Annotated in this window: 26 protein-coding genes and 1 riboswitch; of the genes, 12 read left to right on the top strand and 14 right to left on the bottom strand. The window is 30.3% G+C overall.

Annotated features, from left to right (window positions below):
• The coding region (locus tag Q0842_RS15460; RefSeq protein ID WP_366941134.1) for a lytic transglycosylase domain-containing protein at positions 1-914 on the top strand (914 nt) is incomplete at its 5' end.
• A 9-nt stretch (positions 915-923) separates the two neighbouring features.
• Entirely contained in the window at positions 924-2,378 is a 1,455-nt protein-coding gene (gene cls / locus Q0842_RS15455; protein ID WP_298500266.1) for a cardiolipin synthase, read from the top strand.
• Position 2,379: 1 nt separating this feature from the next.
• Here cls and Q0842_RS15450 read toward each other — a convergent pair whose 3' ends face one another.
• Positions 2,380-2,958, bottom strand: a complete 579-nt coding sequence (locus Q0842_RS15450; RefSeq protein WP_298500262.1) for a DUF2892 domain-containing protein — start codon at positions 2,956-2,958, stop codon at positions 2,380-2,382.
• 296 nt (positions 2,959-3,254) lie between these two features.
• Between Q0842_RS15450 and rpmH the strand changes: the two genes are divergently transcribed.
• Complete coding sequence (gene rpmH / locus Q0842_RS15445; protein ID WP_034059443.1) at positions 3,255-3,416, top strand: 50S ribosomal protein L34; 162 nt, start codon at positions 3,255-3,257, stop codon at positions 3,414-3,416.
• A gap of 113 nt (positions 3,417-3,529) precedes the next feature.
• Positions 3,530-6,382: a carbamoyl-phosphate synthase large subunit gene (gene carB / locus Q0842_RS15440; RefSeq protein WP_298500246.1), complete on the top strand. Its 2,853-nt coding sequence runs from the start codon at positions 3,530-3,532 to the stop codon at positions 6,380-6,382.
• A gap of 294 nt (positions 6,383-6,676) precedes the next feature.
• On the opposite strand, the gene Q0842_RS15435 is transcribed toward carB, so the two are convergent.
• From Q0842_RS15435 to Q0842_RS15400, 8 genes are all read right to left on the bottom strand, one after another.
• A complete protein-coding gene (locus Q0842_RS15435; RefSeq protein ID WP_298500243.1) occupies positions 6,677-7,222 on the bottom strand; it encodes an acyl-CoA thioesterase in 546 nt (181 codons plus the stop codon).
• A gap of 11 nt (positions 7,223-7,233) precedes the next feature.
• The gene (locus Q0842_RS15430) at positions 7,234-7,581 is read right to left on the bottom strand and encodes a 6-phosphogluconate dehydrogenase (protein WP_298500240.1); all 348 of its coding nucleotides are present in this window, start codon (positions 7,579-7,581) and stop codon (positions 7,234-7,236) included.
• 13 nt (positions 7,582-7,594) lie between these two features.
• On the bottom strand, positions 7,595-8,983 hold the full coding sequence (locus tag Q0842_RS15425; protein WP_298500237.1) for a DNA recombination protein RmuC: 1,389 nt from the start codon (positions 8,981-8,983) through the stop codon (positions 7,595-7,597).
• A 70-nt stretch (positions 8,984-9,053) separates the two neighbouring features.
• The gene (locus tag Q0842_RS15420; RefSeq protein WP_298500269.1) at positions 9,054-9,641 is read right to left on the bottom strand and encodes an SCO family protein; all 588 of its coding nucleotides are present in this window, start codon (positions 9,639-9,641) and stop codon (positions 9,054-9,056) included.
• A gap of 45 nt (positions 9,642-9,686) precedes the next feature.
• Entirely contained in the window at positions 9,687-11,378 is a 1,692-nt protein-coding gene (locus Q0842_RS15415) for a hypothetical protein (protein ID WP_298500235.1), read from the bottom strand.
• A gap of 117 nt (positions 11,379-11,495) precedes the next feature.
• On the bottom strand, positions 11,496-12,290 hold the full coding sequence (locus Q0842_RS15410; protein ID WP_298500232.1) for an ABC transporter ATP-binding protein: 795 nt from the start codon (positions 12,288-12,290) through the stop codon (positions 11,496-11,498).
• Positions 12,290-13,321, bottom strand: a complete 1,032-nt coding sequence (locus Q0842_RS15405) for an iron ABC transporter permease (RefSeq protein WP_298500229.1) — start codon at positions 13,319-13,321, stop codon at positions 12,290-12,292. Before Q0842_RS15405 ends, Q0842_RS15410 begins: the two co-directional genes overlap by 1 nt.
• Positions 13,322-14,467 (bottom strand): ABC transporter substrate-binding protein, encoded by a 1,146-nt coding sequence (locus Q0842_RS15400; protein ID WP_298500226.1) that lies wholly within the window; start codon positions 14,465-14,467, stop codon positions 13,322-13,324.
• Positions 14,468-14,675: 208 nt separating this feature from the next.
• Positions 14,676-14,883, top strand: a riboswitch (cobalamin riboswitch).
• A 69-nt stretch (positions 14,884-14,952) separates the two neighbouring features.
• Between Q0842_RS15400 and Q0842_RS15395 the strand changes: the two genes are divergently transcribed.
• Together Q0842_RS15395 and Q0842_RS15390 are read left to right on the top strand one after the other, a co-directional pair.
• A complete protein-coding gene (locus Q0842_RS15395; protein ID WP_298500223.1) occupies positions 14,953-16,821 on the top strand; it encodes a TonB-dependent siderophore receptor in 1,869 nt (622 codons plus the stop codon).
• A gap of 162 nt (positions 16,822-16,983) precedes the next feature.
• A complete protein-coding gene (locus tag Q0842_RS15390; RefSeq protein ID WP_298500220.1) occupies positions 16,984-17,124 on the top strand; it encodes a hypothetical protein in 141 nt (46 codons plus the stop codon).
• A gap of 15 nt (positions 17,125-17,139) precedes the next feature.
• On the opposite strand, the gene Q0842_RS15385 is transcribed toward Q0842_RS15390, so the two are convergent.
• Positions 17,140-17,862, bottom strand: coding sequence for a diphthine--ammonia ligase (locus Q0842_RS15385; RefSeq protein ID WP_298500217.1), 723 nt, complete (start codon positions 17,860-17,862; stop codon positions 17,140-17,142).
• Entirely contained in the window at positions 17,855-19,330 is a 1,476-nt protein-coding gene (locus Q0842_RS15380; RefSeq protein WP_298500214.1) for a S41 family peptidase, read from the bottom strand. The genes Q0842_RS15385 and Q0842_RS15380 overlap by 8 nt, the downstream gene beginning before the upstream one ends.
• Positions 19,331-19,632: 302 nt before the next feature.
• Between Q0842_RS15380 and Q0842_RS15375 the strand changes: the two genes are divergently transcribed.
• The 4 genes from Q0842_RS15375 to Q0842_RS15360 are packed head-to-tail and all read left to right on the top strand — an operon-like array spanning position 19,633 to position 21,762.
• Positions 19,633-20,142 carry an RNA polymerase sigma factor gene (locus Q0842_RS15375; RefSeq protein WP_298500211.1) on the top strand — a complete coding sequence of 170 codons (510 nt, stop codon included), beginning with the start codon at positions 19,633-19,635 and terminating at the stop codon, positions 20,140-20,142.
• Entirely contained in the window at positions 20,129-20,608 is a 480-nt protein-coding gene (locus Q0842_RS15370; protein WP_298500209.1) for a hypothetical protein, read from the top strand. Before Q0842_RS15375 ends, Q0842_RS15370 begins: the two co-directional genes overlap by 14 nt.
• A 34-nt stretch (positions 20,609-20,642) precedes the next feature.
• On the top strand, positions 20,643-21,203 hold the full coding sequence (locus Q0842_RS15365; protein WP_298500206.1) for a DUF4252 domain-containing protein: 561 nt from the start codon (positions 20,643-20,645) through the stop codon (positions 21,201-21,203).
• 16 nt (positions 21,204-21,219) lie between these two features.
• The gene (locus Q0842_RS15360; protein WP_298500203.1) at positions 21,220-21,762 is read left to right on the top strand and encodes a DUF4252 domain-containing protein; all 543 of its coding nucleotides are present in this window, start codon (positions 21,220-21,222) and stop codon (positions 21,760-21,762) included.
• A gap of 84 nt (positions 21,763-21,846) precedes the next feature.
• Here Q0842_RS15360 and Q0842_RS15355 read toward each other — a convergent pair whose 3' ends face one another.
• The 3 genes from Q0842_RS15355 to Q0842_RS15345 all read right to left on the bottom strand — a co-directional run bounded on the left by Q0842_RS15355 (position 21,847) and on the right by Q0842_RS15345 (position 24,036).
• A complete protein-coding gene (locus Q0842_RS15355) occupies positions 21,847-22,029 on the bottom strand; it encodes a hypothetical protein (protein WP_298500200.1) in 183 nt (60 codons plus the stop codon).
• Between the two features lie 9 nt (positions 22,030-22,038).
• On the bottom strand, positions 22,039-23,382 hold the full coding sequence (purB, locus tag Q0842_RS15350; protein ID WP_298500197.1) for an adenylosuccinate lyase: 1,344 nt from the start codon (positions 23,380-23,382) through the stop codon (positions 22,039-22,041).
• Positions 23,383-23,469: 87 nt separating this feature from the next.
• Positions 23,470-24,036 (bottom strand): adenylosuccinate lyase, encoded by a 567-nt coding sequence (locus Q0842_RS15345; RefSeq protein WP_298500194.1) that lies wholly within the window; start codon positions 24,034-24,036, stop codon positions 23,470-23,472.
• Between the two features lie 37 nt (positions 24,037-24,073).
• On the opposite strand from Q0842_RS15345, the gene Q0842_RS15340 reads away from it, so the two are divergent.
• Together Q0842_RS15340 and Q0842_RS15335 are read left to right on the top strand one after the other, a co-directional pair.
• Positions 24,074-24,547 (top strand): heme-binding domain-containing protein, encoded by a 474-nt coding sequence (locus Q0842_RS15340; protein WP_298500190.1) that lies wholly within the window; start codon positions 24,074-24,076, stop codon positions 24,545-24,547.
• A 28-nt stretch (positions 24,548-24,575) separates the two neighbouring features.
• A complete protein-coding gene (locus tag Q0842_RS15335; protein WP_298500188.1) occupies positions 24,576-25,814 on the top strand; it encodes a glycosyltransferase family 4 protein in 1,239 nt (412 codons plus the stop codon).
• Positions 25,815-25,853 lie beyond the last annotated feature (39 nt).

The following is a 25,853-nucleotide window of genomic DNA, read 5'->3' as shown; positions in this document are numbered from 1 at the left end:
AAAAAGCTTTGTCCTTTGTAGGACTATTAAGTTTATGCGCCTTATTTATTTATGCTCTACAAGATGCTCCTACAGATGAAAATTTTGAAACAAAACTAATTAACGACTATAACGTTTACGCACTTCAAGTACCAGATAATTTAAATTTTGCAGGCGAGGCAATGCCTCTTGAAAATCCAGACATTTTAGAGCGTATGGATAGAGAATTATTAGTTAATACGTATTGGCAATCAAACGGATTGCTAATGTTTAAACGTGCTAAAAAGTACTTTCCTATTATAGAACCAATTTTGGCAAGAAACGGTGTGCCAGACGATTTTAAGTATTTAGCTGTTATTGAAAGCGGATTAACTAATGCTGTTTCTCCTGCTGGAGCAAGAGGTGTGTGGCAGATAATGCCAGCTACTGGTAGAGAAAATGGCTTAGAGGTAAACAAAAATGTTGACGAACGTTATAATTTAGAAAAAGCAACCGAAGTGGCTTGTAAATATTTATTAGAAGCTAAAGAGAAGTTAGGCTCATGGACATTGGCAGCAGCAGCTTATAATGCAGGTAATGCAGGAGTTTCAAGACGATTAAAAGAACAAGGCGTAAAAGAATATTATGACCTACTTTTAGGCGAAGAAACTGGTCGTTATTTATTTAGAATTGTAGCTTTAAAAGAAATTTTATCAAATCCTAAAAAATACGGATTCAATTTTAGAGATAAAGATTTGTATACAAATGTTCCAACTTATAGAGTTGAAGTTGATACTGCAGTAACTGATTTTACTCAGTTTGCACAACGATTTGGAATTAATTACAAATTATTAAAACTTCATAACCCATGGTTAAGGGAGCCACATCTTAATAATAAGTCTAGAAAGCAGTATTATGTAGAAATACCTAAAGAAGGATATTATTCAATAAATTAAAATTTTTAAATGATTGATTTTATAAAACAAGAATTTTGGATTATTCTTTTGTTTGTCAATTATTTACTAGCTACTTCTGCAGCTTTTACTATTTTACTTAAAAACATAAATCCAACCAAAACAGTATCTTATATTATTGTTTTGATATTTTTTCCGTTCTTAGGAATCCTTGTTTACTATCTTTTTGGTCAAGAATATCGAAAAAATAAAATTTTTAACAGAAAAAATATTCTTAATCAAAACATAATAAAATCAATACAAAGTGATTTAGAGTTAAATAAAAGAGAAGTTAAACAAGTTGATAATTATTTAGATGGTAAAGTAAAACTCATAAAATTACTTTACAATAGTGAAAACTCGCCACTTACAATTTGTAATGATATTGATGTTTTTAAAGAAGGAAAAACTAAGTTCGCAAGGCTTATTCAAGATATTGAATCTGCAAAACATCATGTACATTTAGAATATTACATCATAAAAGATGATACAATTGGGACACAGTTGTTAAATGCAATTTGTAGGAAAGCAAAAGAAGGGATTGAAGTTTGCGTAACCTATGATGATGTTGGTAGCAAAATATCATCAACAATGAAAAAAAAGCTTGATGATTGTGGCGTGCACCATTATCCATTTATGCCTATAGTTTTTACAAAGTTTACAGGTAAAATGAACTATCGTAATCACCGAAAAATTGCCGTTATCGATGGAGTAATTGGGTATGTTGGTGGAATAAATATAGGTGATGAATATATAAATAACGAAAGCACACAGCATTTTTGGCGAGACACACACATAAGAATTATTGGAGAAGCTGTAAAATCTTTACAAATCTACTTTTTTACTACCTGGGATTTTGTTTCAAACAAAAAATTTAAAATAAATAAAGCTTATTTTCCCGAAACTCCATGTAAAAACTCCGTTGGTTTACAAATAGCAGCGAGTGGTCCAGATACAGATTGGGCAAACATTATGGAAGCTATTTTTACTGCAATTACAACAGCTGATGACTATGTATATATTACAACACCTTATTTTGTACCAAATGAAGAAATTACTACAGCCCTTTGTGTTGCAGCTAAAAGCGGAGTTGATATCAGATTAATAATACCAAAAAATTCAGATTCTAAAATAGTTAAAAACGCTACTAATTCTTATTTAGAAATATTGTTACAAGCAGGTGTAAAAGTTTACAAGTATAAAAAGGGATTTATTCATGCCAAAACCATGGTTGTTGATGATATTTTCTCAACCGTTGGGACATCAAATATGGATAATAGAAGTTTTAATATAAATTTTGAAGTTAATGCTTTTATATATGACAAAGCAAATAGCAAAAAATTAAAACAGCATTTTTTAGAAGATTTGGATGAATGCGATCGAGTAAAAATAGAAGAATACATAAACAGACCAAAATACAAAAAACTTATCGAGTCTTTGAGTAGGCTTTGGTCCCCTTTAATATAATTTATCTACCTCTTCTTTTTTGAGATCTAACAGAAGCACCAGCGCCATAATGTTGTGTTGGACCTACAGCTTGCTTCATATTTTGTTTCATCATTTTAATTTGGTCTGTAAGCATACCTTGCTTATCCAATTTTTGTGCTTCACTCAATAATTTTTGAGCTTCTTGCTTTCTTCTTTTAGAAAATGCAATACCAGCTAAATTCAATTTTGCCATAGCCAAATCATGATCCATTGATAATCCTAATGAGATAGCTTTCTTAAAATATTTTTCAGCTTCATTCATATTATCTTGTGATACCATGATACCATGTAAATAGTTATAGTATCCTTGTTGTTTAGTAACTAAAGCAGATTCCGGGTTTTTAATTTTATTTAGCCATTTTGTAGCACCTGCAAAATCTTGTTTTCTTAATTTCAAAAAAGCCAAAAGGATAAATTCGTTTTTAAAATATAGAAATATAAAAATAAAGGACAAAAAGATTAGCGCAATACCATTACCAATATAGCCTTCTGTAAATTGATAAACAGCAAAAGCAATAATACCTGCAGCAATGATTAGTTTTATTATTTTATTATACATATTACAAAATTTCAATTGGTATTAAAGTGAAGTTTGTACATAAAACAAACCACTTTATGGATTTAAGACTGCAAAGAAACTAAATTTTTATTAAAATATATGTATAGATATTTAACAAAATAATTCGTTACCCCAAATAAATAGAGGTCTAACAAGTGTTTTTTAATTGTAAAAAATATTTCTAATATTTTTTAAAAAATGATTTGCAAAGTAATAAAGGCTTTGTATATTTGCCCTCGGTTTTAATAGAGCCATCCAATATAAAAAATACAATTCAGTTATAAAAATATAAGAACATGCCAAAAAGAACGTTTCAGCCATCAAAAAGAAAGAGAAGAAACAAACACGGTTTCAGAGAAAGAATGGCTTCTGCTAATGGCAGAAAGGTTTTAGCACGTAGAAGAGCTAAAGGAAGAAAGAAATTATCTGTGTCAACTGAAACTAGACATAAGAAATAATGATTAACAATTGTTGATAATTAAAAGGTGTTACTTAACGGTAACGCCTTTTTTTATATCTGCTGATTACTATTTTTGCAACACATTTAAATACAACATATAACCAGTAAAAAATGCCGAAAAATCCAAAACTAAAATCGATACTAATTATTGGCTCAGGACCTATTGTTATTGGTCAAGCATGCGAATTTGATTATTCAGGAACTCAAGCTTTACGTTCGCTTAGAGAAGATGGAATTGAAACTATTTTAATAAATTCTAATCCAGCAACAATCATGACCGACCCTTCTATGGCCGATCATGTATACTTACTCCCTTTAAACACAAAATCGATTATTAAGATTTTAAAAGATCATCCACAAATCGATGCTGTATTACCAACAATGGGTGGGCAAACTGCATTAAATTTATGTATTGAAGCTGATGAAAAAGGAATTTGGAAAGATTTTGATGTTGAAATTATTGGTGTAGATATTGATGCCATAAACATTACTGAAGATAGAGAACAGTTTAGAGAATTGATGCTTAAAATAGGTATTCCTATGGCGCCTCAAGCGACTGCTAACTCGTTTTTAAAAGGTAAAGAAATTGCTCAGGAATTTGGGTTTCCTTTAATCATAAGAGCATCGTTTACTTTAGGTGGTGCAGGAGCGTCTTTTGTTTATAAAGAAGAAGATTTTGATGAATTATTAACACGCGGATTAGAGATTTCTCCAATTCACGAAGTTATGATTGATAAAGCATTAATAGGTTGGAAAGAGTATGAGTTAGAGTTGCTTAGAGATTCTAATGATAATGTCGTTATTATTTGTTCTATTGAAAATATGGATCCAATTGGAATTCATACTGGAGATTCTATTACTGTAGCTCCAGCAATGACATTAAGTGACAAAACCTATCAAAAAATGCGTGATATGGCTATTCATATGATGCGAAGTATAGGTGATTTTGCTGGAGGATGTAATGTGCAATTTGCTATTTCTCCTGATGAAAAGGAAGATATTATAGCCATTGAAATTAATCCTCGTGTTTCTCGTTCTTCTGCATTAGCGAGTAAAGCTACAGGATATCCAATTGCAAAAATCGCAGCTAAATTAGCACTAGGTTATCACTTAGACGAATTAAATAATCAAATTACTAAATCGACTTCTGCATTATTCGAACCAACATTAGATTATGTAATAGTAAAAATACCACGTTGGAACTTTGATAAATTTGAAGGATCTGATAGACGTTTAGGACTTCAAATGAAATCTGTAGGAGAAGTTATGGGAATCGGTCGTTCATTTCAAGAAGCCTTACATAAAGCAACTCAATCACTTGAAATAAAACGTAATGGTTTAGGTGCAGATGCTAAAGAGAATAAAAATTACGATCAGATTATAGAAAAACTCACAAATGCTTCATGGGATAGAGTATTTATCATTTATGATGCCATTGCCATGGGAATTCCTTTAAGTAGAATTCATGAAATCACAAGAATTGATATGTGGTTTTTAAAGCAATATGAAGAGTTACATTTCTTAAGAAATGAAATTTCAACATTTACTATTGATACTATTGAAAAAGAGTTATTGCTTGAAGCAAAGCAAAAAGGATATGGAGATAGACAAATAGCGCATATGTTAGGTTGTTTAGAAAGTCAAGTATATAGTAAGCGTGAAGAATTAGGAATAAACCGAGTTTATAAATTAGTTGATACTTGTGCTGCAGAGTTTGAAGCAAAAACACCTTATTACTATTCTACTTTTGAAAGTGATATGGAAACTGCCGATGGGAATCGTTATTCAGATAACGAAAGTATTGTTACAGATAAGAAAAAAGTAATTGTTTTAGGTTCTGGACCAAATAGAATTGGACAGGGTATTGAGTTTGATTACTGTTGTGTGCATGGCGTTTTAGCTGCTGCTGAATGTGGTTATGAAACTATCATGATAAACTGTAACCCTGAAACAGTTTCAACAGATTTTGATACTGCAGATAAATTATATTTCGAACCTGTATTCTGGGAACATATTTACGACATTATTAAACATGAAAAGCCAGAAGGTGTTATTGTGCAACTTGGTGGACAAACAGCATTGAAACTTGCCGAAAAACTTACTAAATACGGTATTAAAATATTAGGTACTAGTTTTGAATCTTTAGACTTAGCTGAAGATAGAGGGCATTTTTCAAGATTATTGAAAGAAAACAACATTCCTTATCCAGAATTTGATATCGCAACAACTGCTGATGAAGCTTCTGAAATTGCTGATCGATTAAATTTCCCAATATTAGTACGTCCATCTTATGTTCTTGGAGGACAAGGAATGAAAATTGTTATTAATAAAGAGGAACTTGAAAAGCATGTGGTTGATTTATTAAGTAGAATGCCAGGAAATCAATTATTATTAGATCATTATTTAGATGGTGCAATTGAAGCTGAAGCTGATGCGATTTGTGATGGTGAGAATGTTTATATCATAGGAATTATGGAACACATTGAGCCTTGTGGTATACACTCTGGAGATAGTAATTCATTATTACCACCGTTTAATCTTGGTCCTTTAGTAATGCAACAAATTATAGATCACACCAATAAAATTGCATTAGCATTAAATACAGTAGGTTTAATAAATATTCAATTTGCTATTAAAGATGATACGGTTTATATAATTGAGGCAAACCCAAGAGCTTCTAGAACGGTACCATTTATAGCTAAAGCATATGGAGAACCTTATGTAAATTATGCAACAAAAGTGATGTTAGGTGAGAAGAAGATTAAAGATTTCGATTTTAAACCGAAACTTGATGGTTATGCTATTAAGCAACCTGTATTCTCATTTAATAAATTCCATAATGTAAATAAGAAATTAGGTCCAGAAATGAAAAGTACTGGAGAAAGTATCTTGTTTATTGATGGTTTAAAAGATGATGCATTTTACGATTTGTATTCTAGACGAAAAATGTATTTGAGTAAATAATAAATAATAGAAATTTTAAAATCCCGTTTTATACGGGATTTTTTTTGGTGTTACCCGTTACCCGTAAGGACGAGCCTTATTCGTTAAAATATTAAACTCATGAATACAAGTATTTTGGTAATCGTTTTTTGTGTTTCAATAGTACTACAAAACAAAAAGGGCATCAACAAATACATTAATTCCTAACACATTTAACCGCCAAGATTTGTTTTAGATAAAGACCTTAGGGTAGGGGCTTATGTTTTTTAATACTTCAAGTGTGCTTATAGTTTATTAAAGTCATGTTTTAGATAACTATAACTCAAATAATTCAATTTTAGCATTTTGGGTTTTAATCAAATCAATATGCTCTTCCATTTTAAATTCTGATGATTTAAATCTAGAAGATCTTGTTTTGGATTGCTCTTGTCTAGCTATACTTCTTGCAAAACGCCTCACACTTTGTTTGTCGTCTAAAATTAAACCAGGAACTTTAACATTTTTACCGTTTTCATCTTTAGCTACCATTGTAAAGTATGATGAATTACAATGTTTTATTTCGCCAGTTTGGATGTTTTGCGACTCAACACGAAGCCCAATTACCATAGATGTTCTCCCAGTATAGTTCACAGAGGCTTTTAGTGTAACCAATTCTCCTACTTCAATGGGACTTAAAAAATCTACACGATTTACAGATGCTGTTACACAATAATGTCTAGAGTGTTTTGAGGCACAAGCAAATGCAATTTGATCCATTAAGTTTAAAATATGCCCACCATGAATTTTACCACTAAAATTAGAATGAGCAGGTAACATTAGTTCTGTAATTGATACTTGTGAATCTTTAGCGTATTTAAACATATATTATTTGTTTAGTTTTTTTCTTCTTCTACTTTGGTTATAAAATATTTGGTATCACCAAGCCAAAATAAGGTTTTGTAACGCTCGTAATAGTGTAATTTTACAAATTTACCTTGTAATCTGTTTAGATCTTCAATAGCTTGTTTTTCATTGTCTTCAACCGAAAACACAAAGGTTTGTGCATCAGAAACTCCTTGACTTATTTCTCCTTCCCAAGTTTTAAATAAAACCCCTTTATTGCTAAACTTAACTAGTTTGCCTGCTCTTACACCCTCACTATAATGAACAAAATAAATAAAGCTAAAAATTCCAGCGATAATTATTAATAGTATTATAAATGTTTTGATTAAAAATTTCATAAAAAAAAGTGGTTTAATTGTCGTCCTCTTCAGCACGTTTTATAATAGCTTCAGGAAGCGATTTTTTTGCTTTTGCTCCCATTTTTTTTAGTTTTTCAACACTTGTAATTAAGTTACCTCTGCCATCTACTAATTTATTCATCGCAGCAGAATAGTCACTTTTAGCAGCGTCAATTTTCTTGCCAACACCAGTTAAGTCACTAACTAATCCTTCAAACTTATCATAAAGAGCTCCTGCTTGTCGTGCTATTTCAATGGCGTTACGTTGTTGCTTTTCGTTATTCCACATGCTATCAATAGTACGTAAGGTCGCCAATAGGGTAGATGGTGTTACAATTACAATGTTTTTCTCAAAAGCTTTATTGTAAATAGCGTTGTCTTCATTTACTACTATTGCAAATGCAGGTTCTATAGGAATAAACATTAACACAAAATCTGGAGATTCTATATCGTATAAATCTTGATAATTTTTTTCTGACAATTGATCAACATGCCTTCTAATAGAATTAACATGAGCCTTTAGGAATTGTGCTTTATCATCATCATCAGCATTTACCAAGCGTTCGTAATCTGTTAAAGACACTTTACTATCAATAATCATTTTTTTACCATCAGGAAGATTTAAAACCACATCGGGTAAAACTCTAGAACCATCTTCTCTTGTAAAATTTTGCTGTACAAAATATTCTCTATCTTTCTCTAAACCAGATTTTTCTAGAACGCGTTCTAAAACTAATTCGCCCCAGTTACCTTGCATTTTACTGTCGCCTTTTAAGGCTCTAGTTAGGTTAGTGGCTTCTTTAGTCATTTGTTGGTTCAAGTCTTTTAAGCCTAACAATTGTTCTTTTAAAGCCGAATGCATACTAATGCTTTCCTTTTGAGTTAAATCCACTTTTTCTTCAAAGTTTTTTATCTTTTCTTGAAGCGGATTTAGAATATTTTTTATGTTCTCTTTGTTTTGTAGTGTAAATTTTTCAGACTTTTCATCAAGAATTTTAGTAGCTAATAGTTCAAAATCTTTACGTAATTGTTCTTGACGTTCTTCAAGTTCTTTATCGCGTTTTAGATTTAGCTCTTGTAGATTTTCGTATTCAGAATTTTTTCTAGCTAATTCTGTGTTTAAAAAATCTTTTTCTCTTCTTATTTCTTCGCGTTCTTTTTCAATTTTAGAATTAAATTGGCGTAATTCTTCAATTTGATTGCTGAAATTTTCATTTTGTTTTGCGTTTTCAGTTTCATGAAAAACCTTGAAATCATTAAGTTGTTGTTGAAGGTTGGTATTACGTTCTTCAAGCGTACTTTGTTCACTTTTACTTTTAAGTTTTGTGAAAAGCATGCCCAAATAACCTCCAATAGCAGCTGCAGCTATAATAGATAGGATAAGAATAAGACTGTCGTTCATTTAGAATTGAAATATAGCCAAAGATAATTTTTTTAGTTTGAAGACCGAAACACAAAGCTGTAAGTTTATTTTAATCTAATAGAATTTTTATATCCTCAATAATACGCTTAATATCTTCATTATTTGTGCCATCATAGATACCTCTAATTTGTTTTTCTTTATCTATTAAAATAAAATTTGGGGTATGGATAAAATCTTGTAAGCCACCGTCACCTTGTTCTACAACAGCAAAGTAACTTTTTCGAGCCAAGTTGTATATGTGTTTTTTGTTTCCTGTGGTTACATTCCATTTTTTATCTATTACGCCTTTCTTAATGGCGTAATCTTTTAAAACTGAAATATTATCAATTTCTGGTGTAACTGATATGGATAGAAACATAACATTATCATCCTTTAAAAAGGCATTTTGGATTTTTACCATATTAGTTGTCATGATTGGGCAAATTGTTGCACAACGTGTAAAGAAGAAATCTGCAATGTAAATCTTGTTTTTGTAAGTTTCTTGAGTAATACTAATTCCATTTTGATTAATTAGATTAAAATCTGAAACTGTATGATTCTCACTTTTATTTTTAAGGCTTTTATCTACTAATGATGGGTTAAAATTTGTAGGATTGTAAATAGGTAAAACTCTTTGGGAAGACTGTTTACAAGCCATAAGACTAATAAATATCAATAAGAAAGTACCGTTTTTAAGCATTTCTTATATGGATTGGAGATTACTCTTAACAAAAGCCTTAGCTTCTAATAGTTCTGCTCTATCACTACTAGAATTCTCACTTAACTGAATAAGTTGATTAAAGTACAAAGTAGCTTTGTTTAAATCACCAGATTTTTTTGCGGCTATTGCTGCTCCATAAATACCATTAAATCTATTTGGGCGTACAGCTAAATTTTCTTCGAATACTAATAAGGCTTCTTTGGGTTTGTTTAATTCTAAAAGCATATCGCCAAGTAGTTCTATTGCTGGTAAAACATCGCCAGGAGTTACTGGGTGCTTACTTGTTTTGTTTTCTATTTCTACTGCTTCTTTCATTAAAGCGAGTCCGTTTACAATATCATTTTGCCTAAAACTTAACCAAGCTTGTACAGTTTTAATTTGAATCTCAACTAGTTTAATTGGAATAGCTTTTGTTTTATCATTTTGGGCTATTAGATTTTGATGTAAAATTTTTAAAATTTCAATTTTTTGTTCAACAATTTTATAATCTTTTGTGTTTACGGCTCCCAATGCAACAGCAAAATGATGAATGGCTTCTTGCCAAGGGAAATCTTCCCAATTCAATTCTATGTCCTGTAATTTTAAAGTAGTTGCTTTTTTCCAATCTTTGTTTTCAAGAGCAAGTCTAGCAGGTATAGCTGCTAAAGGATAGGTTGATGCCATAAGCATTTGAGGGTGAAATTTTTTTCGTTCTTTAATTAAATTGTATTGTAGTTCTGCGTTGTCATTATCTCCTTTTTGTAGATAGGCATATACCAAATAATCTATACCGTGTAGTTCTTCAAAATATGATCCAGATAATGCTGCAGCTTCTGTATAGCATCTGGCGCTTTCTGTTGATTGTAAATTTGAATTTATTGATTCTTGCCATATACCTAATCTTGTAAAAATATGCGAGGGCATATGCTGGGCATGAGCTGAAGAAGGAGCAATATCTGCATACCGTCTTGCTGTTTCTAAACCCTTTTTTGCTAATACAGGGTTGTCGTAGTTATGAATGATATAATGAGCAATTCCTGGGTGATTTGGGTTTTCTACAAATAAATTTTCAAGAATTTTTCCTGCTTTTCTTTCATTTATAAAATCTTTTCCAACTCGATCTCTAGTTGAAAACAACGCTAATGAATAAAAAATAGCAGCTTCAATATCTTCAGTATATTTTAAATAGATCTGTTCCATTTTAACCTCAAACCTCTTAGCTCTTGTTTTATGATCTATAGTTTTCCAATCTGTATAAAAAGCATCAATGGCATTTATATAATCCCTTTGTTTATTGTCCATAGCTAAACCTTTAGCTATTTTTAATACCGCTGCGCCTTTTATTAAATCTGCTTCTGTTGGTGGAAACCAAGCGGCATGATAAATACTCATTGCAACACCCCAGTATGCCATTGGACAATTTGGATCTTCATCAATTACTTTTACAAATGCTTTTTCAGATTCATTATATTGAAATGAATGTAATAAAGCAACAGCTAAATCGAAAGTTTCTCTTGTTTCATAATCACAGGATAGTGAAAATTTTAATTCTCCAAATTGTCCATCTCCACACAATAACAAATCACCTCTTTGGAAATCTATAGAAGCTAATGCAGGATTGGGTTTGTTTTTTTTACAATTAAAAAAGCATAGTAATAGTACAAAAACTACTGTAATTGGTTTTAATGATTTCATTGTATTGGATTTTTAATTCAATTAGAAAATCATGGACAAATAGGGAAGAAGTTGCTAAAAAATTGATTTTCAATTATCTAAAGGTAGGTAAAATTAAGAAGCAAAAGAAAAATTATACTATTTCTTAACTCGAAAACTTCCCGTTTTCTCATCAAAAGCTATTAAATCTTTTGGGAATAAGTTATAAAAAGTTCCTCTAGAAATTAAATTACAAGGTGTATCTGAAATAACTTCATTTTTAGTCATTACAATTAAATTATCACATAACTGAATAGCCAAATCTATTTCATGTGATGAGAATAGAATCGTTTTATTTGTGTCTTTTGCTAATTTTTGAAGTAATTTTAAAATGTATGCTTTATGATACATATCTAGATGCGTAGTAGGTTCATCTAGAATAATTAAGTCTGTATCTTGTGCTAAAGCGCGAGCAATCATCACTTTTTGTAATTGGCCATCGCTAAGCTCAAAACACTTTTTGTTTTTTAAATCAGAAATATTTGTTTGTTTAATTGCTGTATTAATAGCATTTATATCTTCATCAGATAAATTGCCAACCCAATTTGTATAAGGCTGTCTTCCTAAGGCTATCAACTCAAAAACAGATAAGTTTTTGGAAGCTACTTGTTCGGTTAGTACCAAGCTCAATACTTTAGCTAAATCTATTGGATTATAGTCTGAAATATTTTTTTTATTGATTTTGATAGTTCCTTCAATAGGGTTTTGTACATGTGTTAAAGATCTTAATAGTGTAGATTTTCCTATACCATTTGCACCTATTAGCCCAACCAATTCTCCCTTTTTTAATTCAATATTTATGTTTGAACTAACAATAGTTTTAGATTTTTTGGTAACATAACCAATAGATAAATCTTCAGTTTTTAAAATGATATGTGAGTTATTGTTGACCATTAAAATACCATTTTTCGTTTTCTAACTAATAACCAAATTACAACTGGCGCTCCTATTAAAGCAGTAATAGCGTTAATAGGTAAAGTGAAATCGCTATTAGGTAATTGTGCTATACTATCACAAATTAACATCACAATAGCTCCAAATAAAAATACTGCAGGTAAAAGTATTTTATGATTAGAGGTGTTAAAAACTTGTCTGGTTATATGTGGTATAGCTAATCCTATAAACGCAATAGGTCCTGTAAAAGCTGTTATGGCACCTGCTAACAAACTAGTTGCTATAATAATTATAAGCCGGCTTTTTTTTATGTTTAGGCCTAAGCTTTTTGCATAGTTTTCTCCTAAAAGTAATGAGTTTAATGATTTGATGGATGTTATACTTAAAATAAGCCCTAAGCTATAAATAATAAATAAAATGCTAAGGTCTTGCCAAGATAAATTGCCTAGGCTACCAAAACCCCAAAAAACATACTGTTGTAATTGTTCTGCAGAACCAAAATACGAGAGTACACTAACAATTGCTGCAGTTAAACTAGCAAACATGAGTCCAATTATTAAAATAGCCATGGTATCTCTTACTTTAATAGAAACCATTAAAACCATAAGTAATACTAAAAAACTACCTAAACTAGCGGCAATTACAATACCCCATTTTGTGATAAAAAGGGATGCAAATATGCTACCAAAAATTCCAGAACCTAAAATTATTAAAGCGACTCCTAAACTTGCCCCAGAACTAATACCTAAAACAAAAGGACCAGCCAAAGGGTTTCTAAATAGAGTTTGCATTAGCAATCCTGAAATACCCAAACCAGAACCTACAATTATGGCAGTTAGTGCTTTTGGTAATCTATAATTTTGAACAATATACTGCCACGTTTCATGTTCTGTAGGGTTGCCTATTAAGCTATTAAAAATAGATTTTAAAGGTATTGATACAGACCCTAAACTAATATTCACAAAAAAACATGCAATTAAAATTGCAATCAATATGATAAATGAAATTTGATATGTTTTTTTATTAGGCAATTATTGTAAAGTTTTAAAAAAATATGGTTCGTAATTTTTTAATAATTCGGGATGACAGATTTTAATAAGGTCTTTTAAAACTAAATCTGGCCTTGTCATACCTAATTCGTAATATAAAACACCCCCTGAAGCACCTGTTGTATTTGTAAATGTGTAAATGTTTTTATTTTTAAAAGCATCAAAAAGTACATGGTTTTCATTCCCGTTTTTTAAAGCTTGTAAACTTGAATAGTTTGATGGACTTAACCAAATATCTGCTTTTTTAGCTTTTACAAAAACCGACTCAAAGTTTAATTTTAAACTCCCAGTTCCTTTACTATTCTGCCATAAATAATTTACGTTGGCATCTTTTAAAAGTTGTGCTTCGGTACTTGTACCGTTTGGTAAATACCAAATATCGCTGTGCATAGCACCACTTAAAATAGTTGGTTTAGAAGTTACATTTTGTGCTAATTGCTTTGCTTCTAAATAATTTTTTTCAATGGTATTAAATATAGAATCTGCTGCTTTTTCTTTACTGTAAAGTACACCAAAGAACTTTATCCATTCCGCTTTTGCAAGTGGAGAACTCTCAACCCAATCGCCATTAAAAATAACGGGTATCCCTGATTTTTTAATGGTTTCAATAGATCGATTATTACCATCAATTCCAAAAGCAACTACCAAATTAGGGTTTAAATCTAAAAGCACTTCGGTATTTAAACCTTCGTTTTTGCCAATTTCTCTAATGGTTCCATTATCAATATACTGTCTTATTTTTTTAGAAGAAATATAATCAATACCAGGGAAACCAATTAGAGTTTGTTCAACACCCAAAAGCTCTAATGCAGGAATATGTGTTGTAGATGTCACTACTATTTTTTCAACAGGTTGTATAATTATACCATCATATTCATTTTTCAAAAAGCTTGCTTTAGCAGCGTTTTCTTTACTTATTATAACGTAACGATAATTTTTTTCTGCTTTTGGCCAGGGTTTTGTAATGTGTAAAATTTTATAATGTCCAAAATCTTTAATAGAAAAACCTTTGGCGTACTTTAAATGAATCTCTTGGTTTTTATTGAGTGTTTGTAGTTGCTTTTTTGATTCGTTTTTGCAGTTTAAAAAAACAAGAGCAATCAATAATAAATAATAATTAAACTTCATAAATAGATGTAACATTTGTATCACACAAAATAATTTAAGATTTTTATTTTTGTATAAAATATAAACCCCATGCGAGACGGTTCAAATTTAACAATATATATAGTAGCTGGTGTTATTATAGTACATTTTCTTGCAGGCTTTATTTATCTTGTTTATAAATTGAATAAGAAAAAGTAAAGTTTGCCTTTTTACTTTGTTTAAAACATTTACTTTTGCAGCGAAATTTGGTTTTGTTTAGTTTTTTCTAAACGGATTAAAAGGGAATCTGGTGCAATATTTAATTAATTCCAGAACTGTTCCCGCAACTGTAAGCTATAACGCTTCATGTTTAACTTCAATGTCACTAAAGATAACTCTTTGGGAAGACCAACATGAAGACGCAAGTCAGGAGACCTGCCATTTTCAAAACAATTATTTAGTTAAACTTTCGGGATAAAAGTTTGCGTATGATAATACATGCGATTCTCGATTTATTATTCATTAAAATGAAAAAAACAAATGTTTTAAGCATCCTTTGTTTAGGATTCTCAATGATTGGTTTTGCGCAACAGCAAATCGATTCAACAAAAGTACAGCAACTTGATGAAGTTGTTATTTCAGATTCACGCTTCACTTTAAAACGTGAAAACTCTGGTAAAACAGTTATTAAAATTTCACAACAAGAAATTGAAAGAAACCAAGGTAGAACGGTTACAGAATTAATTAATACTAAAAGTGGTATTGAAATTAATGGAAGTAGAAGTGTAGAAGGACAAAACTTAGGAACTTTTGTAAGAGGCGGTAATAACAGACAGGTTTTGGTACTTATTGATGGTGTACAAATTAACGATCCGTCTTTAGTGTCAAATGAACTTGACTTACGTTTGTTAGATTTAAACACTATTGAATCTATTGAAATTATAAAAGGTGCTTCAAGTACACTTTATGGAAATGCTGCTGCAACTGCGGTAATAAATATTACAACAAAAAAATCATCTAAAGAGGCTATTTCTGGTAGCTTTTTATCTGTTATAGGAACAAATCAAACCCAAGACGATTTAAATTATAATGGTGCGAGTTTTACTAATAATGTATCTATAAACGGAACTTTAAATAAATTTAGGTATTTAGCAAGTTTTGGCAATCGTTATGCTGATGGTTTATCGGCTGCAAAATCAGATTCTCCAGAGAAAGATCCTTTTTCTAGATATAATACCAATTTAAAATTAGGTTATGAGTTTTCTAATAGTTTTGAGATTTCAGCTTATGCCAGTTTAGATAAGTTTAAAACAGATATTGATGGATTTCCTGCACCAACTTATACGTTTGCTGATACTAATGATGAGTATATATCGCAACAAAAACGTGTTGGTATTTCACCAAAGTATAGTTACAACAATGGTAGTTTTCAAGTAAATGCTGCTTTTACTAAAATTGATAGAGAAACAATTTCTGATTTTGGTTCTGTAAATGAAGCAGAAAGTGTAGTGGTTGATGCCTTTAATAAATATGTTTTTGATGAGACTTTTTACACCATAGTCGGTTTAAATTACGGTGATTATAATAGCTTATTTGCTACCGAAGAAAGTTTTACAAATACAGATCCTTATTTAAATATTGTTTATGTTTCAGATTTTGGATTGAATTTAAATGCAGGTGGGCGTTTAAATAATCATAGCGAATATGGTTCTCATTTTGTTTATAGCTTAAACCCATCTTATAGCATACCTGTTAAATCTGGGTATGCAAAAGTATTTGGTTCTTATGCAACCTCATTTATTGCGCCTAACTTATCTCAGTTATTTGGTTTTTTTGGAGCTAATCCAGAATTAGATCCAGAAGAAAACGTAACGCTTGAAGGAGGAATTGAGTTTAATACAAATAAAGGATTTCGTGTAAATGGTGTGTATTTTAATAGAAAGGAAGAAAATACAATTGTTTATACAACGGCTTACGAAAATGCGACTACAGATGCCACAGTTAATGGGTTTGAATTGGAAGCTCAAGTTGATGTGGTTAAAGATTTAACAATTGCAACCAATTATACGTTTACAGAGTTAAAAGATGGTGTGCGTCTAAGAGTTCCTAAACATAAAGCTAATGCTAGTGTTGGTTATGATATATGTAAAAACTCATATGTGTCTTTAAATTATCAATTTGTAGGAAGTAGAACAGATACTAACTTTGCGACTTTTACTAATGAAGATTTAAATAGTTATTCTTTAATTGATTTATATTTTAGTCATAAATTAATTAATAATAAATTAAAGCTTTTTGCTAATGTAACTAACTTATTTAATAAAGATTATTTTGAGATTTTGGGTTATACAACTAGAGGTAGAAATGTAAGTTTAGGATTGAATTTGAATTTGTAAACAATATAATAGAAATTTAAAAAGGTTGCTACAATTTATTTTGAAGCGACCTTTTTTTATGGATAAATATTAAGTTCTAATAAATAAACTTTATAACTGAAAGTTTTATATTTAGCGACGACTATAATACTATAAATTACTTTTATGAAAATAATTGAATACTTGACAGGTCAAGGAGGAATGATGATTCTGGGTTTAATTGTTATAACCGTATTCATCATCAGGAAATATAAAGAAAAACGATATTTTAAAGATGTTGAAAAGCGAATGAATAATAGAGATAAAAAACAGGTTGGTAAATAAAACCTTGGTTGTTTTTTATGGGATTAAATCGCAATACCATACGCCATACTTTTCTGAATCACTTTTACAAACAGAGTCATTATCTGTTTTAGGTGAACCATATTCTCGATATACTTTTTCTCCTATTGTAAAGTCTATAGGTTTATTAAAAATAGGTCCATCAAAACAAAAGGTATGAAACTCACCGTTTTCACCACAAGGGTCCACATCTTTAGGTAAGTTACTAATAAAGTGTTTGTCTATAACAGTTCCAACAAAATCTTCTCCAAAATATTTTGAGTTGGCGCAAACAATAATGGTTTTAAAACCTAAATCTAAAAACTCAGTTAGGAGTTCTTTTGTATCTCGTTTCCAAAGTGGGAAAACAGCTTTAAAACCTTGTTTTGCTAATTGATTTTCTCTGTAAGTTCTTAAGTCTTCTAAAAAAATATCACCAAAAGCGGTGTGTGTAAAACCGTCGTTTTTTAATCTTGTAACGGTTTCTAGTATTTTTTGTTCATAAACTTCCATACTAGGCATTTCTGGAAGTTCTATTAAGCTTGCAGTAATGTTTAATGCTTTTGTTTGTGCTATTAATAGTTCTTTTCTTAAACCATGCATGGAAACACGATTATAATGGCTATTAACTGTAGTGATTAATTTATCAACTGTATAACGATTATCTTGTAATAGATGATATAGCGCTAAAGCGGAATCTTTACCAGAACTCCAGTTAAAATAGGTTTTGTGCTTATTCAAATATTCTGTTTTTAAGTAAATCTGCTGGAATATGTTTGTCTGAATACATTCCTAATTCTGCAGGTATGCTTTCTTTACTATAATATGTAAATTGATATGAATTTGTTTTTTGAGATATTAAACGCCCAGAATTTGTAATATTTGCTATTGCAGTAGCAAGTAAGGGTTCGTCTTGGTTACCTAAAATACCCATATTATTTATGCTTTCACCTAATATGATATCTGGCTCTAATCCATTAAAATAATCTGTTTCGCCATTTGCATTTAATGATTTGTAAATTAAAGGAAGCATGGCATAAGTGTGTCCCGGATTTGCTCCTTGTCTACTATAATCTGGTGAGTCATATACAATTGTTGATGCTTGATACTTACCTCTTGTTGTGGTGCCAATTTGAACAACATCAATATATGGTTTTAATGAATTTATTACCAATTCGCTTGCAGAAGCACTAAAGTATGATGTTAAAATATATACTTTTGGTAATTCTAGACTGTTTATGGATGAGCCATCGTAACTGTCAATAAATCTATTAATAAGTGATTCTGGATCTTGGTCTTCAAACGCTGCTTGAAAATCAGAATTCCATTGTTCGGTACTATACACATCTCCGGTAAATTGTCCAGTTATTAAACTAGATAATAAAATAGCTGTAGTTACCGAACCTCCAGAGTTGTATCTTAAATCTAAAACCAATTCATCAATGTTCGAACTTTTAAAAGTTCCAAAAACATTATTTAATTCATTATCGTAAGGAGCTGTAAACCCATTATACATTAAGTAACCAATTTTTTTACTTTCTACGTTTAAAATGGTGTTCAGGAAAATTGGATTTTCTGAATTTTCAGATTTGCTTAAAGAAACTTCATTGGTAGTTTCTTCAATAAAATCATCTGAAATATCATCAGGAGTTTCATTATCATTATAATTGCCTAGACTAATAGTGTAGTTAATTGGGCTTGTTAATTGAGCTCGGTTTGTACTTGTAAGTTGTACACCATCAACAGCATAAAAAATATCACCACGCTTAATACCTTGGTTTGCTGCACTTGTGTTTGGTAGCACATGCGTTACAATACCAAACCTATTTATGTTTGATGAAGGCATTTCAAACTCTAAGTATTCCATGCCATTACTTGTAGATACGCCATCTAAGAGTTGTTCAAGAGTAATATAATTGCTAAAAAGCCTACTAAATCTATCAATCGTTTCTGGTTGATATATTAAGCTTTCAAATAAATCTGAAGGGGAAATAAAACCATTTAAATAATTGGCATATTCGTTATTACTTGAAAAACGATTATCTGCTAAATCTGGGGTATTGTCTTTATATAGATAAAAGGTGTTTAAACCTTTCCAAACAAAATCATTTATATCTCTACCAGTTACTGTAATGTCGTCGTTATCTTCAAAACAACTGGTTAAAAATAGGGCAGCAATTATTAGTATTAGGGCGTTTAATTTTTTCATTAATAACAATTTTATATAAGTAGTCTGTAAAACCCTAAAATTACTTACATTATTGTGTAAATCCTATTCTTGTTTAAAAATATAGATATAAGTTAACTGTTTTGCTGTAATTTGGCAGATATGCCCGCGTAAGGGATTGAGCAATTGTTGGAGCTCCTCTTTGAGAGCGACTTGTAAAAGCCCGACCCTAAAGGGTTACGCTAAAATTTATATTTTTTTTATTTATTGTGTAACAAAACAATTACATGGTCGTCGTAATATTAAATAGCCGTAACTAAGCTATTTATTTAAACCAAACCAAAATGACTCAAAAGGAGTTTTTAAATATTGTAATGCCTTTTAAGGATAAAGTATTTCGTTTAGCGAAACGATTGCTAGTATCTACAGAAGAGGCCGAGGATGCTACACAGGAAGTGTTGTTGAAATTATGGAAAAACAAATTGAAAATTGCTGAGTATAAAAACGTTGAGGCATTTTCGATGACTATGACAAAGAATTATTGTTTTGATAAATTAAAATCTAAGCAATCGCAAAATTTAAAAATTGTACATAGTAATTATGAGGAGAAAAATACGCCTTTACAAAAGCAGGTTGAATTAAATGATAGTGTAAGTTGGGTGGCAAAAATTATAGAAGAGTTACCAGAACAACAAAAAATAATCATTCAATTAAGAGATATAGAAGATTATGATTTTGATGAGATTGCAAAAATGCTGGATATGAATAATACAGCGGTGCGTGTAGCCTTATCAAGAGCAAGAAAAACAATAAGAGAAAAATTAACAAATACACATAGTTATGGTGTTAAATAATATAGAAAAATTACTAGAAAAGTACGAAAACGGAGAAACATCGCTTAAAGAAGAGCAGCAGTTAAAACACTATTTTACACAAGAGACTGTAGCGCCGCATTTAGAGATTTACAAACCAATGTTCGCATATTTTTTGGTAAACAAGCAAGAGCAATTTACTAAAAACGTTCCATTAAAAACAAAACGTAATTTTAATTACAAATGGATTTCTGTTGCAGCAGTAGCATTGCTTATGCTAGGGTTTTATTTTGGTACTACAATAGGTCAAGGTGATTTAGGTACATACGAAGATCCGCAATTAGCTTTTAACGAGTTTTCGAAATCTATGGAAATGATTTCTTCTAAATTTAATAAAGGCGCATCAACGGTTAGTTATCTTAATGAAGTAAAAAAAGGCACTTCAACACTAGGATATCTTAACGAAGTTGAAAACACAACAAGCATAATTTTTAAAAAGATTAATTAACGAAATGAATACAAATACATTAAAAACAAGAACGATGAAAAATAAATTAATAGTACTAGTAATGGCCATTATGTTATTACCATTAACTGGAATGGCCCAAAAAGATATATTTGAAAAATATAGTGATAACTCTGATGTTACTTATGTATCCATAAAACCTAAAATGTTTCAAATGATAGCAAAAATGGGTATTAATGTAGAAGATGCTGAGGCAAGAGCTTATATGGATATGGTACAAAGTATTACCAGTTTTAAAACTATTGTAACAGATAACCAATCGATTTCTGCTGATATTTCTAAATGGGTGAAATCTCGCTCTGGAGGCTTAGAAGAATTAATGGAAGTTAAAGATGATGGTAGCGAAGTTAAGTTTTACGTTAAAGAAGGAAAAGATGCAGACCATGTAAAAGAGCTCCTAATATTTGTAAATGGTATTGATAAGATGATGGAAGAAAAAATTGAAATTAATGGTAAAGAACGTAAAATTGAAACGGTAGTGGTATCGCTTACAGGAGATATAGATCTTAATCAAATTTCTAAACTTACCGATAAAATGAATATACCTGGAGGTCAGCATTTAGAAAAGAATAAATAAAAATTAAACATCAATCATGCAACGAACAATCAAATTTTTAGCATTCACATTATTTACCGCAGTTATTTTTACAAGCTGTGGTAATGATGTTAGTTTGCAACGCTATTACGTAGATAATCAGGAAACTAAAAACTTTATATCTCAAGATTTACCACTTTCACTTATAGAGATTGATAAGTCTAAATTTACTGAGGCCCAAACTGAAGCTTACGAATCTGTAAGTAAGCTTAATTTTTTAGGGTTTAAAGCTAATGATACAAATACAGAAGCTTATAATGCTGAGATAAAAAAGGTAAAAACTATTTTAAGTGATAGTAAGTATAATGATTTAATGGACTTTAGTGATAAGGGTAACAAAATATCGGTAAAGTATATTGGTACTGAAGAAGAGGCAGATGAGGTTGTTATTTTTGGTAGTGCTAAAGATATGGGTTTTGGGATTGTAAGAATATTGGGGGATGATATGAACCCAGAAAAAATGGTTACTTTAATTAGTGCTATGCAAAATGCAAATATTGAAGAAGGCCAAATAGAAAATATTATGAATTTTTTTAAATAACTTAGAGTTATTATGTTAATGTTAAAAAGCTTCCTGAAAAGGAAGCTTTTTTATGTAAATATAATTATTATCAAAAATGGATTTTTAATCTTGACTTTCTTCTTTTGATTTAGATTTTGAATAAAATATATTAATTACAATAGTAAAAAAAACGATTGTTAAAATGGTTAAAATGACAAAATTATCTAGAATATCAAGTATTCCAAATACAAAAATACCACCAGCCATTAGCCCTGTAAGTATTAAAGATTGATTGTCGTTTAACATATTTAAAATTTAAATACCTGTATAATTACTAGGTGTAATACGTTTTAATTCGTCTTTTATTGTATTAGAAACTTCTAATGTATCTATAAAATTAGAAATAGAATCTTGATTTATTTTAGAATTGGTTCTTGTTAATCCTTTTAAAGCTTCGTATGGGTTTGGATATCCCTCTCGACGTAATATGGTTTGAATAGCCTCTGCTACAACAGCCCAATTGTTTTCTAAATCTTCAGCAAATTTACTTTCGTTTAAAAGTAATTTATTTAATCCTTTTAAAGTCGATTTAAAACCAATTAGTGTGTGCCCAAAAGGGACACCAACGTTTCTTAAAACCGTACTATCTGTTAAATCTCGCTGTAATCTTGATACTGGTAATTTTGCAGAAAGATGCTCGAAAATAGCGTTTGCTATTCCTAAGTTACCTTCAGAGTTTTCAAAATCTATAGGGTTTACTTTATGTGGCATTGCAGAACTACCAACTTCGCCAGCTTTAATTTTTTGCTTAAAATAATCCATTGATACGTATGTCCAAATGTCTCTGTCTAAATCAAGGATAATGGTGTTAATACGTTTTAAGGTATCAAATAAAGCGGCCATATGGTCGTAATGCTCAATTTGTGTAGTAGGGAAGGAGTGTTGTAAACCTAATTTTTCTTGTACAAATTGTCCACCAAAAGCTTTCCAGTCAATATCTGGGTAAGCTACATGATGTGCATTAAAATTACCTGTGGCACCACCAAATTTGGCAGCACTTGGTATATCATTTAATAAATTAAATTGTTCTTCTAAACGCACTACAAAAACTTCAATTTCCTTACCAAGTCGAGTAGGAGATGCTGGTTGCCCGTGGGTTCTTGCCAACATTGATATATCTGCCCAATCTTTAGATAATTCTTTCAGTTTCTCTAAAACAATAAAATATTCTGGTACATAAACATCGTTCATAGCTTCCTTAATACTTAAAGGAATAGCTGTGTTATTAATATCTTGTGATGTTAATCCAAAGTGAATAAACTCTTTGTATTGAGATAAACCTAAAGCATCAAATTGTTCTTTAATAAAATATTCAACTGCTTTTACATCATGATTAGTAACGCTTTCAATTTTTTTAATTGCTGTTGCATCATCTGAAGAGAAATCTTTATAAATAGCTCTTAAGCTTTCAAAAATAGCACTATCTACAGATTGAAGTTGAGGTAGCGGTATTTCGCAAAGGGCAATAAAATATTCTATTTCGACTAAAACACGATATTTTATTAAAGCTTCTTCAGAAAAATATGGAGCTAGTTCACTTACTTTACTTCTGTAACGACCATCAATAGGAGAGATGGCATTTAATGCTGATAATGACATATATGATTCAATTTTTGAAGTTGCAAAGATAGAATTTTTAGTCTGAAGACAGATAGCTGAAGACAGAAGATTTTTAATAATTTAAGTTTAATGTGTCTTTATTTTTTTTAAAATATGTCTTGCTCTAGCCTTAAAAGCAGCGCTTTGTTTTGAGAAATCATCTTCTAATATACGTGCTAATTCGGGGTATATCCAATCATATTGTTTGCCTAATAAAAAAAGCGTAGACATGCCGTATGCTTTTGGGGCAACTTTTTCGTCATTAATCATATAATCAAAACAGGTTTCTATAATACGCTCTTTATGTGTTTCGGTTAAAAACACTTTAATTTTATTGTCAAATTTAGAAGTATATGCTTTGGCAAGAAATTCACAAATTTTAGCTACAGGTCTAACAGCCGAGTCTAAATGCACTTTGTGCATGTTTTCTGTAAAATGGTCTAAAAACGGAATTATTGTATCAATATCTTCATTACACATAAACTCAAAAACCCAAGCAGCCCGAGGCGAAATTTTATCATCAACTGTAAAAAGTATATCTAATAGTTTAGGAACTAAATCTAAATTATTATGCATTAAATGTGCATAATACAAACGTTTTTCACGCGAATGATTTACATAATTTAATTCGTTATAGAGTTCTTCTTTAGTCAAAAAGGTTTTCTTATTTTTATAGAATAAATGTATAAAAATGAAACTTATAAAAAAAGTGTTAATGCTATTGCTACTATTATTTGTAATTGCACAATTTTTTGGTCCTGATAAAAACGAAGGTGAATTAAATTTAATAAATACTTTTATGGCTGAAACAAATCCGCCAGAAAATGTAAAAATCATTTTAAAAGAAGCTTGTATTGATTGTCATAGCGATTTTACTCGCTATCCATGGTATAATAACATTACACCTGTGAATTATTGGTTAGCTGGGCATGTTAATAATGGTAAAAAGCATTTTAATATGTCTAATTGGGAAGGTAATTCTGTAAAACGAAAAGACCATAAATTTGAAGAACTTATTGAAATGGTTGAAGCAAAAGAAATGCCTTTAGAGTCTTATACCTGGACGCACACCGAAGCAAAACTTACCGAAACACAAATAAAAGCTGTTATAGATTGGGCAAAATTAGTTAGATTAAAATATAGTGTAGAGCCAAAACCAGAATAATTTTAATAATCTAACAATAAATAATTTAATGCCTAAGCATCTATTAATCATTGGTTTTGTATGGCCAGAGCCAAAAAGTTCTGCAGCTGGTAGCAGAATGATGCAACTTATTGAAGTATTTCAAAGAGCAGACTATCAAATAACTTTTGCAAGCCCATGTGCTAAAAGCGATAATGCTTTTAATTTAGAAAGTATCAATGTTTCTCCAGTTTCTATTGAATTAAATAATACATCTTTTGATGTTTTTGTAAAAACATTAAACCCCGATATAGTTGTGTTTGATCGTTTTATGATGGAAGAGCAATTTGGTTGGCGTATTACAGAACAATGTCCTAATGCCTTAAAAATATTAGATACTGAAGATTTACATTGTTTACGAAAAGGAAGGCAACAAGCGTTTAAAGATTCTATGTCTTTTAATGAATCTTATTTGTTTAATGATGTTGCTAAGCGAGAAATTGCTAGTATATACAGAAGTGATTTAAGTTTAATTATTTCTGAAGTTGAAATGGAGATTCTTAAAAATCAATTTAAAGTTGATGCGTCTTTGTTGGTTTATTTGCCTTTTATGCAAGATTTTATTTCAGATGAGTACAAACAATCACTTCCAAATTTTGAAAATAGAAATCATTTTATAACCATTGGGAATTTTTTACACGAACCCAACTATAACGCTGTTTTATATTTAAAAGAAGCCATTTGGCCTTTAATAAAAAAACAATTACCTAAAGCAGAATTACATGTTTATGGTGCTTATGCTTCACAGAAAATCAATCAATTACATAATGATAAACAAGGTTTTTTAATAAAAGGTTTTGCCGAAGATGTTAATGAAGTCATGCAAAACGCTAAAATATGTTTAGCACCAATTCGATTTGGTGCAGGTTTAAAAGGTAAATTAATTGATGCTATGATTAATGGTACACCTACAGTAACTTCAACAATTGGAGCAGAAGGGATGTTTGATAACTTAGCAGCTAATGGTTTTATTGAAGACGATTTGCAAGAGTTTGTAAATAAGTCTGTTAAACTTTATAATGATGCAATACTTTGGAAAGAAAAACAATCAAATGGCTTTGCAATCATAAATTCACGTTTTTATAAAAATGTGCATCAGGATAGATTTCTGAATAAAGTAAGTGTAACGATTAATACATTAAATAAACATAGAATAAATAACTTTACAGGTAAAATGCTTCAACATCATACTTTACAAAGTACAAAGTTTATGAGTAAATGGATTGAAGAAAAAAATAAAAACGAATAATGAGGTAAATTTGATTAAAATAAAATTTCAATTTACTTT

Origin of the sequence: uncultured Algibacter sp. (genome assembly GCF_947495675.1) — a bacterium.
Lineage (GTDB): Bacteria > Bacteroidota > Bacteroidia > Flavobacteriales > Flavobacteriaceae > Algibacter_B.
This window is presented reverse-complemented; position numbering and strand designations above follow the sequence as displayed.

Coding starts and splice junctions, on each gene's coding strand:
- cls (WP_298500266.1), top strand. CDS start 924: ATGATTGATTTTATAAAACAAGAATTTTGGATTATTCTTTTGTTTGTC.
- Q0842_RS15450 (WP_298500262.1), bottom strand. CDS start 2,958: ATGTATAATAAAATAATAAAACTAATCATTGCTGCAGGTATTATTGCT.
- rpmH (WP_034059443.1), top strand. CDS start 3,255: ATGCCAAAAAGAACGTTTCAGCCATCAAAAAGAAAGAGAAGAAACAAA.
- carB (WP_298500246.1), top strand. CDS start 3,530: ATGCCGAAAAATCCAAAACTAAAATCGATACTAATTATTGGCTCAGGA.
- Q0842_RS15435 (WP_298500243.1), bottom strand. CDS start 7,222: ATGTTTAAATACGCTAAAGATTCACAAGTATCAATTACAGAACTAATG.
- Q0842_RS15430 (WP_298500240.1), bottom strand. CDS start 7,581: ATGAAATTTTTAATCAAAACATTTATAATACTATTAATAATTATCGCT.
- Q0842_RS15425 (WP_298500237.1), bottom strand. CDS start 8,983: ATGAACGACAGTCTTATTCTTATCCTATCTATTATAGCTGCAGCTGCT.
- Q0842_RS15420 (WP_298500269.1), bottom strand. CDS start 9,641: ATGGCTTGTAAACAGTCTTCCCAAAGAGTTTTACCTATTTACAATCCT.
- Q0842_RS15415 (WP_298500235.1), bottom strand. CDS start 11,378: ATGAAATCATTAAAACCAATTACAGTAGTTTTTGTACTATTACTATGC.
- Q0842_RS15410 (WP_298500232.1), bottom strand. CDS start 12,290: ATGGTCAACAATAACTCACATATCATTTTAAAAACTGAAGATTTATCT.
- Q0842_RS15400 (WP_298500226.1), bottom strand. CDS start 14,467: ATGAAGTTTAATTATTATTTATTATTGATTGCTCTTGTTTTTTTAAAC.
- Q0842_RS15395 (WP_298500223.1), top strand. CDS start 14,953: ATGAAAAAAACAAATGTTTTAAGCATCCTTTGTTTAGGATTCTCAATG.
- Q0842_RS15380 (WP_298500214.1), bottom strand. CDS start 19,330: ATGAAAAAATTAAACGCCCTAATACTAATAATTGCTGCCCTATTTTTA.
- Q0842_RS15375 (WP_298500211.1), top strand. CDS start 19,633: ATGACTCAAAAGGAGTTTTTAAATATTGTAATGCCTTTTAAGGATAAA.
- Q0842_RS15370 (WP_298500209.1), top strand. CDS start 20,129: ATGGTGTTAAATAATATAGAAAAATTACTAGAAAAGTACGAAAACGGA.
- Q0842_RS15365 (WP_298500206.1), top strand. CDS start 20,643: ATGAAAAATAAATTAATAGTACTAGTAATGGCCATTATGTTATTACCA.
- Q0842_RS15360 (WP_298500203.1), top strand. CDS start 21,220: ATGCAACGAACAATCAAATTTTTAGCATTCACATTATTTACCGCAGTT.
- Q0842_RS15355 (WP_298500200.1), bottom strand. CDS start 22,029: ATGTTAAACGACAATCAATCTTTAATACTTACAGGGCTAATGGCTGGT.
- purB (WP_298500197.1), bottom strand. CDS start 23,382: ATGTCATTATCAGCATTAAATGCCATCTCTCCTATTGATGGTCGTTAC.
- Q0842_RS15340 (WP_298500190.1), top strand. CDS start 24,074: ATGAAACTTATAAAAAAAGTGTTAATGCTATTGCTACTATTATTTGTA.
- Q0842_RS15335 (WP_298500188.1), top strand. CDS start 24,576: ATGCCTAAGCATCTATTAATCATTGGTTTTGTATGGCCAGAGCCAAAA.